The organism is Serinibacter arcticus (assembly GCF_003121705.1).
GTDB lineage: Bacteria > Actinomycetota > Actinomycetes > Actinomycetales > Beutenbergiaceae > Litorihabitans.
In genome coordinates, this window is the sequence record NZ_PYHR01000002.1 from 3,456,274 (window position 1) to 3,471,809 (window position 15,536).

The 15,536-nt window shown below is 70.3% G+C and carries 12 protein-coding genes; 11 read left to right on the forward strand and 1 reads right to left on the reverse strand.

Going from position 1 to position 15,536, the window contains the following annotated elements:
* Positions 1-16 precede the first annotated feature (16 nt).
* The 3 genes from C8046_RS15375 to C8046_RS15385 are packed head-to-tail and all read left to right on the forward strand — an operon-like array spanning position 17 to position 3,764.
* A complete protein-coding gene (locus C8046_RS15375; RefSeq protein WP_109230197.1) occupies positions 17-919 on the forward strand; it encodes a carbohydrate ABC transporter permease in 903 nt (300 codons plus the stop codon).
* Positions 916-1,671, forward strand: coding sequence for a YesL family protein (locus C8046_RS15380; protein ID WP_109230198.1), 756 nt, complete (start codon positions 916-918; stop codon positions 1,669-1,671). The genes C8046_RS15375 and C8046_RS15380 overlap by 4 nt, the downstream gene beginning before the upstream one ends.
* Positions 1,668-3,764: a TIM-barrel domain-containing protein gene (locus C8046_RS15385; protein WP_109230199.1), complete on the forward strand. Its 2,097-nt coding sequence runs from the start codon at positions 1,668-1,670 to the stop codon at positions 3,762-3,764. Before C8046_RS15380 ends, C8046_RS15385 begins: the two co-directional genes overlap by 4 nt.
* Positions 3,765-3,813: 49 nt before the next feature.
* On the opposite strand, the gene C8046_RS15390 is transcribed toward C8046_RS15385, so the two are convergent.
* Positions 3,814-5,001, reverse strand: a complete 1,188-nt coding sequence (locus C8046_RS15390) for a hypothetical protein (protein ID WP_109230200.1) — start codon at positions 4,999-5,001, stop codon at positions 3,814-3,816.
* A 327-nt stretch (positions 5,002-5,328) separates the two neighbouring features.
* Here C8046_RS15390 and C8046_RS15395 point away from each other — a divergent pair, with 327 nt between their 5' ends.
* The 8 genes from C8046_RS15395 to C8046_RS15430 all read left to right on the forward strand — a co-directional run bounded on the left by C8046_RS15395 (position 5,329) and on the right by C8046_RS15430 (position 15,489).
* Positions 5,329-7,851, forward strand: coding sequence for an alpha/beta hydrolase-fold protein (locus C8046_RS15395; protein WP_235866357.1), 2,523 nt, complete (start codon positions 5,329-5,331; stop codon positions 7,849-7,851).
* Complete coding sequence (locus C8046_RS15400; RefSeq protein ID WP_109230202.1) at positions 7,848-8,048, forward strand: hypothetical protein; 201 nt, start codon at positions 7,848-7,850, stop codon at positions 8,046-8,048. The genes C8046_RS15395 and C8046_RS15400 overlap by 4 nt, the downstream gene beginning before the upstream one ends.
* A 167-nt stretch (positions 8,049-8,215) precedes the next feature.
* A complete protein-coding gene (locus C8046_RS15405) occupies positions 8,216-9,322 on the forward strand; it encodes a LacI family DNA-binding transcriptional regulator (protein ID WP_235866358.1) in 1,107 nt (368 codons plus the stop codon).
* Positions 9,323-9,522: 200 nt separating this feature from the next.
* Complete coding sequence (locus tag C8046_RS15410; RefSeq protein WP_199224500.1) at positions 9,523-10,419, forward strand: carbohydrate ABC transporter permease; 897 nt, start codon at positions 9,523-9,525, stop codon at positions 10,417-10,419.
* On the forward strand, positions 10,416-11,285 hold the full coding sequence (locus C8046_RS15415; RefSeq protein ID WP_109230204.1) for a carbohydrate ABC transporter permease: 870 nt from the start codon (positions 10,416-10,418) through the stop codon (positions 11,283-11,285). Before C8046_RS15410 ends, C8046_RS15415 begins: the two co-directional genes overlap by 4 nt.
* 32 nt (positions 11,286-11,317) lie before the next feature.
* Positions 11,318-12,673, forward strand: coding sequence for an ABC transporter substrate-binding protein (locus C8046_RS15420; RefSeq protein WP_109230205.1), 1,356 nt, complete (start codon positions 11,318-11,320; stop codon positions 12,671-12,673).
* A gap of 130 nt (positions 12,674-12,803) precedes the next feature.
* Positions 12,804-14,315 carry an alpha-N-arabinofuranosidase gene (locus C8046_RS15425; RefSeq protein WP_109230206.1) on the forward strand — a complete coding sequence of 504 codons (1,512 nt, stop codon included), beginning with the start codon at positions 12,804-12,806 and terminating at the stop codon, positions 14,313-14,315.
* 313 nt (positions 14,316-14,628) lie between these two features.
* Entirely contained in the window at positions 14,629-15,489 is an 861-nt protein-coding gene (locus tag C8046_RS15430; protein WP_109230207.1) for a transglutaminase-like domain-containing protein, read from the forward strand.
* Positions 15,490-15,536: the final 47 nt, after the last annotated feature.

The following is a 15,536-nucleotide window of genomic DNA, read 5'->3' on the forward strand; positions in this document are numbered from 1 at the left end:
CGGGGAGGGAGGCATCATGCTCAGCAGGCTGAAGAACCGCACCCCGGGGGACCTCGTGTTCTCCGCCTTCGTGGCGGTCACGCTCGCCGTGGTCGTCTACGTGACCCTGTACCCGATCTTCTTCGTGGTGATCGCATCGATCAGCGACCCGGCCCAGGTCAGCGCCGGCAACGTCTCGTTCTGGCCCCAGGGCGTCAACTGGTTCGGCTACGAGCAGATCCTCGCCGACCAGCGCGTCTGGACGGGCTACCGCAACACGATTCTCTACACGGTGGTGGGCACCGCGGTGAACATGCTCGTCACCATCCCGGCCGCCTACGCGCTGTCGCGGCGCGAGTTCGCCGCACGCAGGCCGCTCATGTTCTTCTTCGCTTTCACGATGTTCTTCAACGGCGGTCTGATCCCCACCTACCTGCTGTACCGGGACCTGGGTCTGCTGAACAACATGTGGGTGTTCATCCTCCCGTCGGCCCTCAACGTCTACAACCTGATCATCGCCAGGGCGTTCTACGAGAACTCGATCCCGGAGGAGCTCCACGAGGCGGCGACGCTGGACGGGGCCACGTACTTCTCGTTCTTCTTCAAGATGGCGATCCCGCTGTCCAAGGCGATCCTGTCCGTGATCATGCTCTACTACCTGGTCCAGCACTGGAACGACTTCTTCACCGGCCTGGTCTTCATCCGCGACTACGACAAGCAGCCGCTGCAGATCGTGCTGCGGGACATCCTGATATCGAACACGGCCTTCGCCGGGGGCGCCGGTGGCGCCGGCGGAACGGGCGGCGGCTACGGCCAGCAGTTCGCCGACCAGATCAAGTACGGCGTCATCGTCGTCTCCACCCTCCCGGTGGTGATCCTCTACCCCTTCCTCCAGAAGTACTTCGAGAAGGGCGTGATGATCGGGTCGGTGAAGGGATGAGGGGCCTGCTGCGTCTCAACGTCACCGTCGGCGACGTCGGGCGGCGTCTCGCGTACCTGCAGCTGCTCTGGCTCGCGTACACGCTGCTGGGGGGCGTCGTCCTCGGCGTCGCCCCCGCCACCGCGGCCGTGCACGCCGTGCTCAGGCGCGACCTCATGGTCGCGTCGGAGGTGCCGGGCGCCCACGTGCGGCCCCGGCTGTGGCGGGAGTTCGGAGCGGTGTGGCGACGGGAGCTCGTCTCGGCGAACGTGCTGGGACTGCTGCTGGCGCTGGCCTGGTCCGTGGTCGTCTACGACCACCGGGCGCTGCGGAACGTGCAGCTCGCCGCCGGTCCGGTGCTGGAGGTCGTGCTCTGGGTGGTCACCGCCGTCCTGGTCGTGGTGACCTCGACCGTCTTCCTGGTCCACGCGCACTTCTCGGGCGGGCCGGCCTCGCTGGTCCGGCGCTCGCTCGTCCTCGCGCTCGGGCGTCCGCTCGTGGGGATCGCCGCGGCGGGGATCGTCGTGGCGACGTTCTGCCTCTACTACCTGCTCCCCGGCCTCGCCGTCGTGTTCGGCGTCGTCGCCCCCGCGGCCGCGATCGTGACCCTGGTCTGGCGCTCCGGCGTGCTGCCGGTGCCGGACGTCGCGGAGGGTCTGGTGCCCGACGGGGACTCGGCACCCGCCCTGGACTCGGCACCCGCCCTGGACTCGGCGCAGGCCGCGCCGGTCACGGTCCCGCTCCGCACCCTCGACCCTGGAGTCCCTCGATGACGACGACGCCGTCCGGCGCGCACGCCACCCCTGTCGACCCCGTCACCCACCCCGCCCTCACCGTCGACGGCGCCCGGCTCACGTGGCGGGGTGACGGGGAGACCCTCGTCGTCGAGCCCTGGGGGCCGAGCTCGGTACGGGTCCGCTCACGTCTGTCCGGGGAGATCCTGGACACCGCGTGGGCGCTGCTGCAGCCGGCCGAGGAGGTCCCGTCGGCCGAGATCGAGGTGCGCCCCGACGGCGCGACGCTGGTCAACGGCGAGATCCGTGTCGTGCTGACCGCCCACGAATTCCACGACTACCAGGCGGGGTGCACGCGATCCACGGCCCGGCTCGCGTTCTACCGACGCGAGGAGCTCCTGCTGGAGGAGGAGCCGCCCGGCGGCGCGCTCAAGCGCCGCGCCCGACGGTGGGATCCGCGCGGTGGCACCCACCGGGTGGACGCCTCGTTCGTCTCCCCGCGGGCGGAGAAGCTCTACGGGATGGGGCTCTACCAGCAGGACGTCCTCGACCTCAAGGGTGCGACCCTCGAGCTCGCGCACCGCAACTCCCAGGCCAGCGTGCCGTTCGTGATGTCGAGCGCCGGGTACGGGTTCCTGTGGCACAACCCCGCCGTCGGCACGGCGACCTTCGCGACGAACCGGACCTGCTGGAGCGCGGAGTCCACCTCTCAGCTCGACTACTGGGTGACGGTGGGCGACACCCCGGCGGAGATCGCCTCGAGCTACGCCGACGCGACCGGCCACGCGCCGATGATGCCGGAGTACGGGCTGGGGTTCTGGCAGTGCAAGCTGCGGTACTCCTCCCAGGAGGAGCTGCTCGCCGTCGCGCGCGAGCACCGCCGTCGCGGTCTTCCCATCGACGTGATCGTCGCCGACTTCTTCCACTGGCCGCTCATGGGTGACTTCCGGTGGGAGGAGGAGTTCTGGCCCGATCCGCCGGCGATGATCGCCGAGCTCCGTGAGCTCGGGATCGAGCTCATGGTCTCGGTCTGGCCCCAGGTGTCGCTGGAGTCGGAGAACTTCGCCGAGCTCGCGCGACGGGGCTGTCTCGTGCGCTCCGACCGCGGCGTCGACATCCAGATGTCCTTCGAGGGCCCCTCCCGATTCCTCGACGTCACCAACCCGGAGGCCCGGGCGTGGCTGTGGGAGAAGCTGCGCGTCAACTACGAGGGCGTCAACCTGTTCTGGCTGGACGAGGCCGAGCCCGAGTTCGCCGACTACGACTTCGCCGCGTACCGGTTCGCCACGGGGGAGGTCCTCGAGGTCGGCAACACCTACCCGCAGCTGTTCTCCCGCGCGGTGCACGACGGTCAGGTCGCCGACCGGGCGGGGACCCCCGCCGCGGCGACCGGTCCGGTCAACCTCGTGCGGTGCGCGTGGGCGGGTTCGCAGCGCTACGGCGCGCTGGTCTGGTCGGGTGACATCCACTCCTCCTTCGCCTCGATGCGGCGGCAGATCACGGCCGGCATCCACATGGGGGTGGCGGGAATCCCGTGGTTCACCACGGACATCGGCGGCTTCGGCGGCGGCCGCATCGACGACCCGGCGTTCCACGAGCTGCTCGTCCGCTGGTTCCAGATGGGCACGTTCATGCCGGTCATGCGGCTGCACGGCGACCGCGGACCGCAGCACGCGGTCACGGCGGCCGACGGATCGCGTCGCTCACCGTCCGGCGCCGACAACGAGCTCTGGAGCTACGGCGAGGAGGTCTACGTCGTCCTCGCCCGCTACGCCGAGCTGCGCGAGGCCCTGCGCGACTACACGCGCGAGACGATGGCGCTGGCACACCACGAGGGGCAGCCGGTCATGCGGGGCCTGTTCCACGAGTTCCCCCACGACCCGGCCGCCTGGGACGTGGCCGACCAGTTCCTCTTCGGCGCCGACGTGCTCGTCGCCCCCGTGGTGGAGGCCGGGGCCCGTGAGCGCGAGGTGTACCTGCCCGCAGGCGCCCGCTGGACGGACCTTGAGAGCGGCCAGGTGCACGACGGCGGGACGTGGGTCCGCGCCGACGCGCCCCTGGATCGCACACCGGTGTACCTGCGCGACGGCGCGCTCGCCCATCTCGTGGGTGCGGGGTCGCAGGGGGGCTGAGGGGCGTCGTCGTCGCTTCCACCCCGGTCGGGGGAGGGGACGCCGCGCGCTACCCCCGGGCCCTCTCCTCGTCGCGGTCCGACGAGGTCGAGGTCGCCGCCTCGACAGCCTCCTTGATGCGGGCCTCGACCGCGAGGTCGCGACGACGACGCACGCGTCGCCGCAGCAGCAGTCCGCCGACGAGGAGGACGATCGCGGCCAGCTGGGACCACGGGAGGGTCCATGCCGAGTAGGTGACCTGCGCCTGGGGCAGGTCGCCCGGGATCTCGTCCGCCCCCACGGTCGTCGGGACGACGGTCAGCGTGCCGGTCGTCCGGAACGTCGGCCAGGTCCGCGGTGCCACCGTGGTGACGACGGACTGCCGGGGCAGGATCTCGTCGTGGGTCTCCGCCACGCTGCTCCGACCGGTTCCCAGGACACCGGCCTGCTCCACGGTCTCACCCGACCCGAGCCGGACGTTCCCGGTGTTGGCGACCGTGTAGGTGACCGTGAGCGTCCCGGCCGCGAACGGGTTCCACGACGGGCTCCAGCGGATCTCGTCGACCACGGGTTCCAGCGTCGGCGCGAGATCGCCGGTGACGCGCAGGTGCGCCCGGACGCCGACCCGGCTGACCATCTGGACCTCCCCGTCGGGGCTCTGGGCGAGCTCCGCGACGATGCCTGCCGGGTGGTCGCCCGGGGTGGCCTCGCCGGGGACGGTGATCGTGACAGGAAGGACGACCGTGGACTCCGGGGCGATCTCGAGGGTGATCCCGCCCCCGTCCCGCGGGGCGGCGTTCTCGATCGCACCGATCTCGATCCAGGAGCCGCTGCCGTCCGTCTGCGGTTCGCCGGGAGGGACGAGGTCGAAGGCGCCGTCCTCGGTGACGGTGCCGTCGCTCGCGTAGACGTCGAAGGTGACGGCCTGCGGGCTGAAGTTCGTGACGGCGACGTGGTCCGTCGCCGCGGTCCCGGGGTCGATCCCGTGGCGCAGCGAGACGCGGGGGTCCGGACCCTCGGCGGTGGCGGGGGAGATCGTCCAGGTGACCGACGCTCCCGCCCCCGCCTCGGCGCTCGCTGCCGCGGCGCCCTCGTCCGCCGGCGCCGCGCCGGCCGGGGCGGTGAGCGCCACGGAGGTGAGCGCGACGGAGGTGAGCACCACCGTCGGCACGATGATGAGCCGCGCGCGGCGGACCGTGCCGAGCGCTCGCGAGCGGAGGGTCGTCCGCGAGGTGGGATGGGGGATGGCTCGCGACATCGGATGGGCTCCTCACAGGTGCGGGCGGCCTGCCGGGAACCGCGTCGTCGTGGACGGGTTCGGCGGGCCGGGGCGATCTACAACGTCGTAGAAGCGACCGGTAGCAGTCTCGCCAGTTGCCGTCGGGGCGTCAAGAGGGAGTCGGGGGGAACTGCCTCGAGGAATCTCGAGCTCGACGGTTGACAGGTCCGCGAGGTGGGCCGACGATGGTCGCGACCCATCTACGACGTTGTAGAAGTCAGACGGGGGCGTTCTACATCGTAGTAGAAGCGTCGTTCGACCCGTCCGCCCCACGGCGGTCTCGGGCCCCAACGAGAGGAATCAACGGTGATCGACACTCGGAAGAATCGTCCCCCGACGGGACGTGCGGGAGGGGTGCGGCCGGGACGACGGCTGGCCGCCATGGCGCTCGGGGCGGGCCTCGTCCTCGCCGGGACCGCAGCGATCGGGGCTCCGGCCTCGGCCGCGACCCCCTGGCTGACCGTGGACGAGGACGGCTTCGCGCGGTTCTCGGTCTCGGTGACCGACGTCGAGGCCGCCGTCGGCCAGGACGTCAGTCAGATCGTGGCCGAGGGCAACTTCGGCCCGTCGGCGAACTGGGCCGAGTTCGGCCTGACCATCAGCGGCGACCGTGCGACGGGGATCCTCGGACCCCTCGAGCCCGGGCACTACTACTACCAGGTGACGGCGGACGACACCCTCACCGTCAAGGACCCGACGAACTCCACCTCCGTCGCCTCCGAACCGGAGTGGAGCACGTTCTTCGTGGCGGGCGAGGGCGCCGAGCTCATGGCCGACGCGCCCCAGGAGAGCCGCGGAGAGGTCGCGGAGATGACCTACCGCAGCTCGGTGGCCGGTCAGGACCGGAGCGCACTGGTGTGGACACCGCCCGGTTACGACGCCGACCGCGCCGAGCCGTACCCGGTGCTCTACCTGCAGCACGGCGGCGGTCAGAGCTACCGCGACTGGGTCGAGGTGGGCCGCGCCGCTCAGATCTTCGACAACCTCCACGCCCAGGGCTCCATCGAGCCGATGGTCGTCGTGATGGGCAACGGCAACGTCTCGAGCTTCGCCGACGAGCTCCTGCGCAACATCGTCCGCACGGCCGAGAGGCAGTACAACATCAGCTCCGACCCGGCGCAGCGTGCGCTGGCCGGGCTCTCGATGGGCGGTGGCCAGACCTTCGACGTCATGGTCTCGGACCCCGGGGAGTTCGCCTACCTGGGGACCTTCGGCGCGGGGCGGTTCAACAACCTCGACGCGCTGCCGGCCGAGGCCATCAACGCGGGTACCGCACTGCTGCGGTTGTACGTCGGCAACCCGACGGACGTCGCGTACAACGACGTCGCCGCGGCGCTGCCGAAGCTCGACGCCGCGGGTGTGCGCTACCAGTTCGACGGCGCCAACCCCGACGCCGGCCACAACTGGGACGCGTGGCAGGAGAACCTGATCGACTTCGCGCCGCGTCTGTTCGGCGGCGAGAGCCTGCCGGGGATGAGCCCGGGGCACACCGCGATCGAGGCTCCGTTCACCACACCCCCGTCCGGCACGACGCCCACGCCGTGGGTGTCGGAGGACGGCTACGTGACCTTCGAGACCTCCACCGAGTTCGCGAACGCCAAGCACGTCACGGTGTGGGCCAACTGGGGCCCGAGCCACCTGTGGACGCGGGTCGAGCTCTCCAAGGTGGGTGACCGCTGGCGCGGCACCGTGGGTCAGCTGGAGCCGGGCTGGTACCACTACCGCCTCATCGTCGACCGGGTCGCGGTGAAGGACACCTCCAACCCGACCTCCGTCACCACCGAGCCGACCTGGAGCCAGTTCCTGGTGCCGGGCGAGGGTGCCCGTCTCGTGACGCCGGCCCCCGAGGGGGAGCGGGGCACGGTGGCGCCGATGGCCTACCCCAGCATCACGGGCCAGCAGCGGACCGCGCTCGTGTGGACGCCCGTCGACTACGACGCCGAGAGGGCGGAGCCCTACCCCGTCCTGTACCTCCAGCACGGCGGTGGCCAGTCCTACACGGACTGGACCGAGATGGGTCAGGCCGCGAACATCCTCGACAACCACTACCGCGACGGCAACCTCGAGCCGATGGTCGTGGTGATGGGGAACGGCAACGTCCCGGACTTCACCCGCGAGCTGAAGGAGAACATCGTCCCGACGGCGGAGGCGACGTTCAACATCTCCTCCGAGCCGGCGGACCGGGCGCTGGCCGGACTCTCCATGGGTGGCGGTCACACCCTGACCGCCTGGCGGACCAACCCCGGCATGTTCTCCCACATCGGGGTGTTCTCGGCCGGGTACTCCGGCAACGGCTCGGATCTCGACGTCGACGCGCTCAACGCCGGGACCACGCTGCTGCGGCTCTACAACGGCAACGTCACGGACTTCACCTACGGCGGAGTCGTCACCATGCTGAGCGTCTTCGACCGGGTCGGGATCAAGTACGAGTTCGACGGCTGGTTCGAGGGTCCGCACGGGTGGGACACCTGGCAGTACGCCCTGGCGGACTTCGCTCCGCGCCTGTTCACCTCGGCCACGGCCGAGGACGGCGCGGGGATCCCCGTCGAGGCCACGGTGCCCCCGATCGCCCAGGGGCACCTGTCGATGACGGTCGCCGCGTACGGGGAGAAGGTCGTCCTCGGCGAGGCGCTCAACGTCGGTGACCGGCTGCGGCTGGCCGGGGCGCTGCCCCAGCTGACCGTCACCGACTCCCGCAGCGAGCAGCAGGCCGGGTCGAGCGGCTGGGCCGTCGCCGGCCAGTCGAGCGATCTGACCGGTGGGTCGCGGGAGATCCTCGCCGGCCACCTCGGGTGGACGCCGAAGGTCCTCACCCCCGCGAGGGCGTGACCGCGGCTGCTCCCGCGGCCACGGTGCTCTCCGGTGGCACGGGTCTGGCGGCTCCGAAGCGGCTGGCGCAGGCCGCTGCCGAGGGCCGCTCCGGGTCGACGGCGCTCGGCGCCGACCTGCTGCTGGAGGTCCCCGTGGACACGGTCCAGGGCACCTACAGGGGCACGGTGACCGTCAGCCTCTTCCCGACGGACTGACCCCGACCAGGACCGGCGCGGTCGGCCGAGAGCTCTCGGCCGGCCGTGCCGGTTCCTCGTGACGGGCGTCCGCGACGTCGGGCTCCTCCCGCGAGGGGGCCGCAGGAGCGGGGCCGTAGCATGACCGGGCGGACCGTCGGACGGTCTCCGCGTCGATGGAGGTCGGAATGACTGAGGAACACGCGCCGGTGCGCGTCCCCGCCACCATGCGCGGTGCCGTCACCATGCGCGAGGTCGCGGAGCGGGCCCAGGTCTCCCTCAAGACCGTCTCGAACGTGGTCAACGGCTACCCCTACATCAGGGCCACGACCAAGGAGCGGGTCGAGAGGGCCATCGAGGACCTCGGCTACCAGGTCAACCTGTCGGCCCGGAACCTGCGACGCGGCCGGACCGGAATCATCGGGCTCGCGGTGCCCGACCTCGCGGAGCCGTACTTCGGCGAGCTCGCCGGCATGGTCGTGCGCGCCGCGGACGAGCGCGGTCTGACCGTCCTCGTCGAGCAGGCGGCCGACCGCCGCCAGGAGCTCGACGTGCTCACGAGCGCCCGGCGGTCGCTGACCGACGGCCTGCTGTACTCGCCGATCGCCGCCAGCGTCGAGGACCTCGACGTCAGCACGCATCCCTACCCCCTGGTGCTCCTGGGGGAGCGGACCTTCGGCGTCGGGGTGGATCACGTCTCGATGGCCAACCTCGAGGGCGTGCGGGAGGCGACGCGGATGCTCCTGGCCTCCGGGGCGCGTCGGATCGCCGTGCTCGGCGTCCCGCCGGTGGAGGACAGGCGGCCCCCCGGCGAGCTGAGCGACCTGCTCGAGCGCGACGCCTCCTTCACGTCGGACTCCGCGGCGCTTCGCCTCGAGGGGTACCGGCGCGGGATGGCCGACGCGGGGATGGCGGTGGAGCCCGAGCTCCTCCTGCCGCTCACGTCCTGGCGGCGGTCTGCGGCCGCTGACCTGATGACGCGGACGGTCCGGGCCGGGGTGCAGTTCGACGCCGTCATCGGGCTGAACGACACGGTCGCGCTGGGAGCCCTGCACGCGCTCCAGCTGGCCGGGCTGCGGATCCCCGAGGACGTCCAGGTCGTCGGGTTCGACGACACCGAGGAGGCGCAGTTCGCCACCCCCGGTCTGACGTCGGTCTCCCCGAGCCGGAACCTCATCGCCGTCACGGGGGTCGAGCTGCTCCTCGAACGGATCGCGGGGCACGACGGGCCGCCGCGGCTCGTCGTGCCGCCCTTCGCGCTGGTCGAGCGCGGCAGCACGCAGCCGCAGCGCTGACCTTCGGCGGCGCCCTCTCCTGACGCGGCCCCGCCGGCTCTGCCGCGGCCACCCGAAACCGCGCCGACCCGCCATCTACATCGATGTGCAGAAGAGGTCGACGGATCTTCTCCATCGATGTAGAGTCGCCGCAGAGATCGACGCTCACCGAGGAGCGTCGTCGCCCGAGAGGCGCTGAGGGCCGAGGAGGGTCCGACCACGTGAAACGAATTCTGTACTCGCAGAAGCTGGCGCCGTACTTCTTCATCATGCCGTTCCTGATCACCCTGGCGATCTTCTGGCTGGTGCCCCTGCTGCGCTCGTTCGTGATGAGCACGCAGGAGGTGCTGTACGGCGAGGCCACCAGCGTCGGGATGAAGAACTACCAGCAGATGTGGAACGACCGCGTGTTCTGGCAGGCGATGTTCAACAGCCTGCGCTACATGGTCCTCACGCTGCTGCTGCTCATTCCGATCCCGATGGCGCTGGCGGCGATCACGAACGCGAAGTTCGGCGGCGAGCGGTTCAAGAACATCTTCAAGTCGACGATGTTCGTCCCCGCCCTCACCTCCGTGGTGGTGGCCGGCATCATCTTCCGGCTCATGTTCGCCGAATCGGAGAGCGCGCTCATGAATCAGGTGGTCGGCTTCTTCGGCTTCGGACCCGTGAGGTGGCTGCGGGAGGACATTCCGGGACTCGTCGCACTCCTGCTGCTGGCGCTCTGGCGCTGGACCGGTGTCAACATGATGTACTTCCTCGCCGGGATGCAGTCCATCTCGAAGGACTACTACGAGGCGGCCTCCCTCGACGGTGCGGGCAAGGTCGCGCAGTTCTTCCGGATCACGATCCCGAACCTCAAGCCGACCATCGTCTACGTCACGACGATCAGCGTGTACGGCGGGCTGGCGATGTTCCTCGAGAGCTTCATGCTCTACGCCGGGAACCAGTCGCCCAACAACCAGGGTCTGACGATCGTCGGGTACCTGTACCGCAAGGGGATCGAGGAGAACAACCTCGGATTCGCCTCCGCCGTCGGCGTGGTTCTGCTGGCTCTCATCATGATCATCAACATCACCCAGCTCACTGCCAGTGGCATGTTCCGGAAGGAGGCGCGATGAGCGCCCAGACCTCCAGGAAGCCTGCGGTCCGCCCCGTCACCCAGAGGACGGCGCGGGTGGTCCAGGCCGTCTTCCTCGCCCTGATCTCGCTGATCTCGCTGGTCCCGCTGGCGGCGATCGTCATGGGGACGTTCCAGAACGGCAGCGACGTCATCCGCAACGGCATCACGTTCGACGTCGACCTCTCGACGCTCTCGCTGGAGAACTACGTCCTGCTCTTCACGGACTCGGGCCTGTACTTCCGGTGGTTCGCCAACACGCTGGGACTCACGGTCGCCCAGGTCGTCGGCACGCTGCTGGTCAGCTCGTTCGTGGCCTACGGATTCGCCATGTACCAGTTCAGGGGGAAGACGGCTGCCTTCATCGCGGTGCTGCTCCTGATGTCGACGCCGTTCGAGATGTTGATGCTGCCGCTCTACGTCCAGGTCAACGAGCTGAACCTCTCGGACAGCTACGCCGTGATCGTGATCCCCTTCCTCGCCGCCGCCGTGACGATCTTCTTCTTCCGGCAGTACTTCCTGGGAATCCCGAAGGAGCTGCTGGAGGCCGGACGTGTCGACGGTGTGACGGAGTTCGGAATCTTCTTCCGTCTGATCATGCCCATCTCCCGGCCCGCGCTCGCCGCGATGGCGATCCTCAACGGGATGCTCGCGTGGAACAACTTCCTGTGGCCGCTGCTCGTGCTCCGCAGCCCGGAGAAGTTCACGCTGCCGATCGGCCTGAACACGCTGCTGACCCCGTACGGCAACAACTACGAGCTGCTGATCGTCGGCGCGTTCTTCTCGCTCATCCCCATCCTCGTTCTTTTCCTCGCCTTCCAGCGATTCTTCGTCGAAGGCATGACAGCAGGCGCGGTCAAGGGATGACCGCACCGAAACCCTCGAAGGAGAGAGTAGATATGTCGAAGAAGCGAATCCTGACCTCCGTGGCCGGCCTCGGCCTGGCAGTCTCCCTGGTCGCCGCGTGCGGTGGAGGTGGCGGGGGCACCGGTGGGACCGGGGGCTCCGGCGGGGAGACCAACGCCGACGGCGCCACACCGGTGGAGATGTGGGTCTTCGCCGAGCTCCACGCCGAGTACTACGAGGAGATGGCGCAGCAGTGGAACGAGAAGAACCCTGACGAGCAGATCGAGCTGAACGTCATCGTCTACCCCTACCAGGACATGCACAACAAGCTGCAGCTCGCGGCCAACTCCGGTCAGGGGATGCCCGACGTCGTCGACATCGAGGTCAACAAGTTCGCGAACTTCGTCAAGGGCTCCAACCCGCCCCTGTACGACCTGACGGAGGCGGCGGAGCCGTACGCGGACGACATCGTGCAGGCGCAGCTCGACCTCTACAGCCGTGACGGCAACCTGTACGCCTACCCCACGCACGTGGGCGCGTTCGTGGCGTTCTACAACACGGAGCTGCTCGAGGGTGCGGGGGTCGACTACACGACGATCGAGACGTGGGAGGACTTCGAGGCCGCCGGCGTCACGTACAACGAGGCCACGGGCAAGGCCTTCGGCGTCGCCAGCACGTCGGTGTTCTTCCAGGAGCCCCTCATGGTCGCCCAGCTCGGCGGGCAGATCTTCGAGGACGACGGGCTGGGTGCCGTCTCCATCGACACCCCGGAGATGACGGAGGTCATGGAGCAGATGGCCGGCATGAAGGAGGCCGGGGCCATCTCGACGATCCCCGGGGCCAGCCCGGACGACGAGGAGGCCTTCGGCGCCATCAACCGCGGTGACTACGCGGCCATCGTCTACCCGGCCTGGTACACCTCCCGGTTCGTGGACTACATGCCGGACCTCGCGGGCAAGATCGCGATCGCCCCGGCCCCGGCCCCGGCCGACGCCGAGGTGCTGACGATCGGTGGCGGTGGCACGGGAGCCGCCGTCGCCAAGGACTCGCCCGTCGCCGAGCTCGCGGCCGACTGGCTGTCCTTCGCCAAGCTCTCGCCCGAGGGCAACGTCGCGGTGTGGGAGGTCCTCGGCTTCGACCCCGTGAACATGTCGGTGTGGGAGGACACGGCGGTCACCCAGGACCCGGAGAACAAGTTCAACCAGTACTTCACGACGAACCTGTTCGACGTGCTGAACGAGGTCAAGAGCGGGATCGGCCACTTCGAGTCCTTCGCCAACCCGAACCTGCCCGCCGTGGACAACCAGTTCCGCACCGTCACCCTGAACGAGATCTACGAGAACGGCGTGGATCCCGCCCAGGCCCTGGCCGACTCGCAGAGCGACCTCCAGAACGAGCTCGGCGAGTGATCCGGCGCGAGAGCTAGGACGACCCGCAGGACCAGCAGCACCCGCACCACCAGCAGCAGGTGACGGCCGGGGCGCACCACCGCCCCGGCCGTCGCCCACCTCACCAGAAGCCGCCTCGCAGAGGAGAACCATGACCCCCGCTCGTCTCACGCTCGACCCCGCCTTCTGCGTCGGTCCCGTCCGCCGCCGCACCTTCGGGTCGTTCGTGGAGCACCTCGGACGCTGCGTCTACACCGGGATCCACGACCCGGCGCACCCGAGCGCCGACGCCGACGGCTTCCGGCAGGACGTCATCGACCTGACGCGCGAGCTCGGCGTCTCCACCGTGCGCTACCCGGGCGGCAACTTCGTCTCCGGCTACCGCTGGGAGGACGGCGTCGGCCCGCTCGAGAACCGCCCCACGCGCCTCGACCTCGCCTGGCACTCCTCCGACCCGAACACGGTCGGCGTCGACGAGTTCATGAGGTGGGCCAGGAAGGCGGGCGTCGAGCCGATGATGGCGGTGAACCTCGGCACGCGCGGCGTCCAGGAGGCGCTGGACCTGCTCGAGTACTGCAACGTCGGCAAGGGCACGGCTTTGGCGGACCGACGGCGGGCCAACGGCGCCGAGGAACCTCACGGCATCCGCATGTGGTGCCTGGGGAACGAGATGGACGGCCCGTGGCAGATCGGGCACAAGACCGCGCACGAGTACGGCCGACTGGCCGCCGAGACGGCGCGCGCGATGCGCATGATCGACCCGGGCCTCGAGCTCGTCGTCTGCGGCTCGTCCGGCTCCGGCATGCCGACCTTCGGCGCGTGGGAGCAGACCGTGCTGACGGAGACCTACGAGCACGTCGACCACGTCTCCGCCCACGCCTACTACTGGGAGGAGGACGGCGACCTCGACTCCTTCCTGGCCTCCGCCGTCGACATGGACGGCTTCATCGACGCGGTGGTGGCGACCGCCGACGCCGTGCGGGCGGCCGGCAAGCACACGAAGCGGATCAACGTCTCCTTCGACGAGTGGAACGTCTGGTACCAGAAGCGGGCCGAGTCCAGGCCGCCGACGGGCGACGACTGGCCGATCGCACCGGTCCTGCTCGAGGACACCTACACGGTGGCCGACGCCGTCGTCGTGGGCTCGCTCATCATCAGCCTGCTGCGCCACACCGATCGTGTCCACGCCGCGTCGCTGGCCCAGCTGGTCAACGTCATCGCACCGATCATGACCGAGCCCGGCGGGCGCGTCTGGAAGCAGACGATCTTCCACCCCTTCGCGCAGGCCTCGCGCCTGGCGCGCGGCGAGGTGCTGCGCCCGGTCATCGCCTCCGACACCTACGCCACGGCGAAGTTCGGCGACGTCCCGCTCGTCGACGGCGTCGCGACCTACGACGCCGAGACGGGCGAGACCGTCGTGTTCGCCGTGAACCGCTCGACCACGGACACGGTCCCGCTCGCCGTCGAGCTCCGCGCGCACGGCATCACGCTGATCGAGGCGACGAGCTACGCGCACGCCGACCCGCGCTGGTCCGCGAGCGTCGATGACGACGACACCGTGCTGCCGCGTCCCAACGGCTCGGCCGCGATCACCGCGGACGGCGAGGTCACCATGGACCTGCCACCGGTGTCCTGGAACGTGCTGCGGCTCGGCCGCGCGTGAGTCGAGGCGGCGCGCCGGGCGGGTGCGTCGCGGCACGGGCGGTGCGACGGCGGTGCTCGCGGTCGCCGTCGTGACCCACCTCGTGCGCGGGAAGGTGTGGTGCGCAACCCCCTCGCGGGTGGTGCGCACCCCCCTCGCGGGTGGTGCGCACCCCCCTCGCGGGTGGTGCGCAAGCCCCTCGCCGGTGGGTGGGCGACGGCGGCCGTGCCCTCGTCCGCCCGGAGGCCCTAGCCTGGGGGCACCCCCGCGATGGACCCCGGCGCGACCGACGCCCGACCCGCCCCGCACCCGCCCTCTCCCACCAGGAGCCCCCATGCGCCGCAGCGTCTCCTCCACCCTCGAGCTGACCCTGAGCGAGGGCGAGGTCCAGCTCGCGTTCATGGTCGCCGTCGCGCGCGTGCCCGGGCTGCGGATCGACGAGCGGCTGACCATCCACCTGGGCGACGAGCTCGTCGAGGCGACCGAGATCCCGGCGCCGCACAACGGCGTCGTGCACGACCTCACCGTGAACCCCGGCGTCTCGGGCACGCCCCTGGTGCTGAACTACCACGCCATCGTCGAGACCAACTGGGACGAGGTCGCCGCCGCGCACGACGACGCCGAGGGGGAGGAGATCGTCGGCGAGGCCGGCGGCCCCATCGACCTGCTGATGTACCTGCGCCCCAGCCGGTACGCCGAGTCCGACCGCTTCTTCGGCACCTCTCGCGCCGAGTTCGCGGGTCTGGCCGGGCGCGAGCTGGTGCTCGCCGTCGCCGACTGGGTCAACCACCACCTGCGCTACACGCCGGGCGCGAGCCGTCCGACCGACGGCGCCGTCGAGACCCTCCTGGCGCGCCAGGGGGTGTGCCGCGACTTCGCGCACGTCGCCGTCGCGCTGCTGCGGGCGCTCGACGTCCCCGCGCGCCTCGCGGCCGTCTACGCCCCCGGCCTGTTCCCGATGGACTTCCACGCCGTCGCCGAGGCCTGGGTCGAGGGCGGGTGGCACGTCATCGACCCGACCCGGCTGGCCCCGCGCCAGACGCTCGTGCGCGTGGCGACGGGCCGCGACGCCTCCGACACGGCCTTCCTGTCCAGCTACGGCGCCCGCCTCACGCTCGACCGGATCAAGGTGCTCGCGACGTCGGACCCCTTCCTCCCGACCGACGACCACCGCTCGATGCTGCGCGTCCCCTGACCCGGGACCTCGCCGACCTCGTGCCGCAGCGGCGACGCGGGGGACAA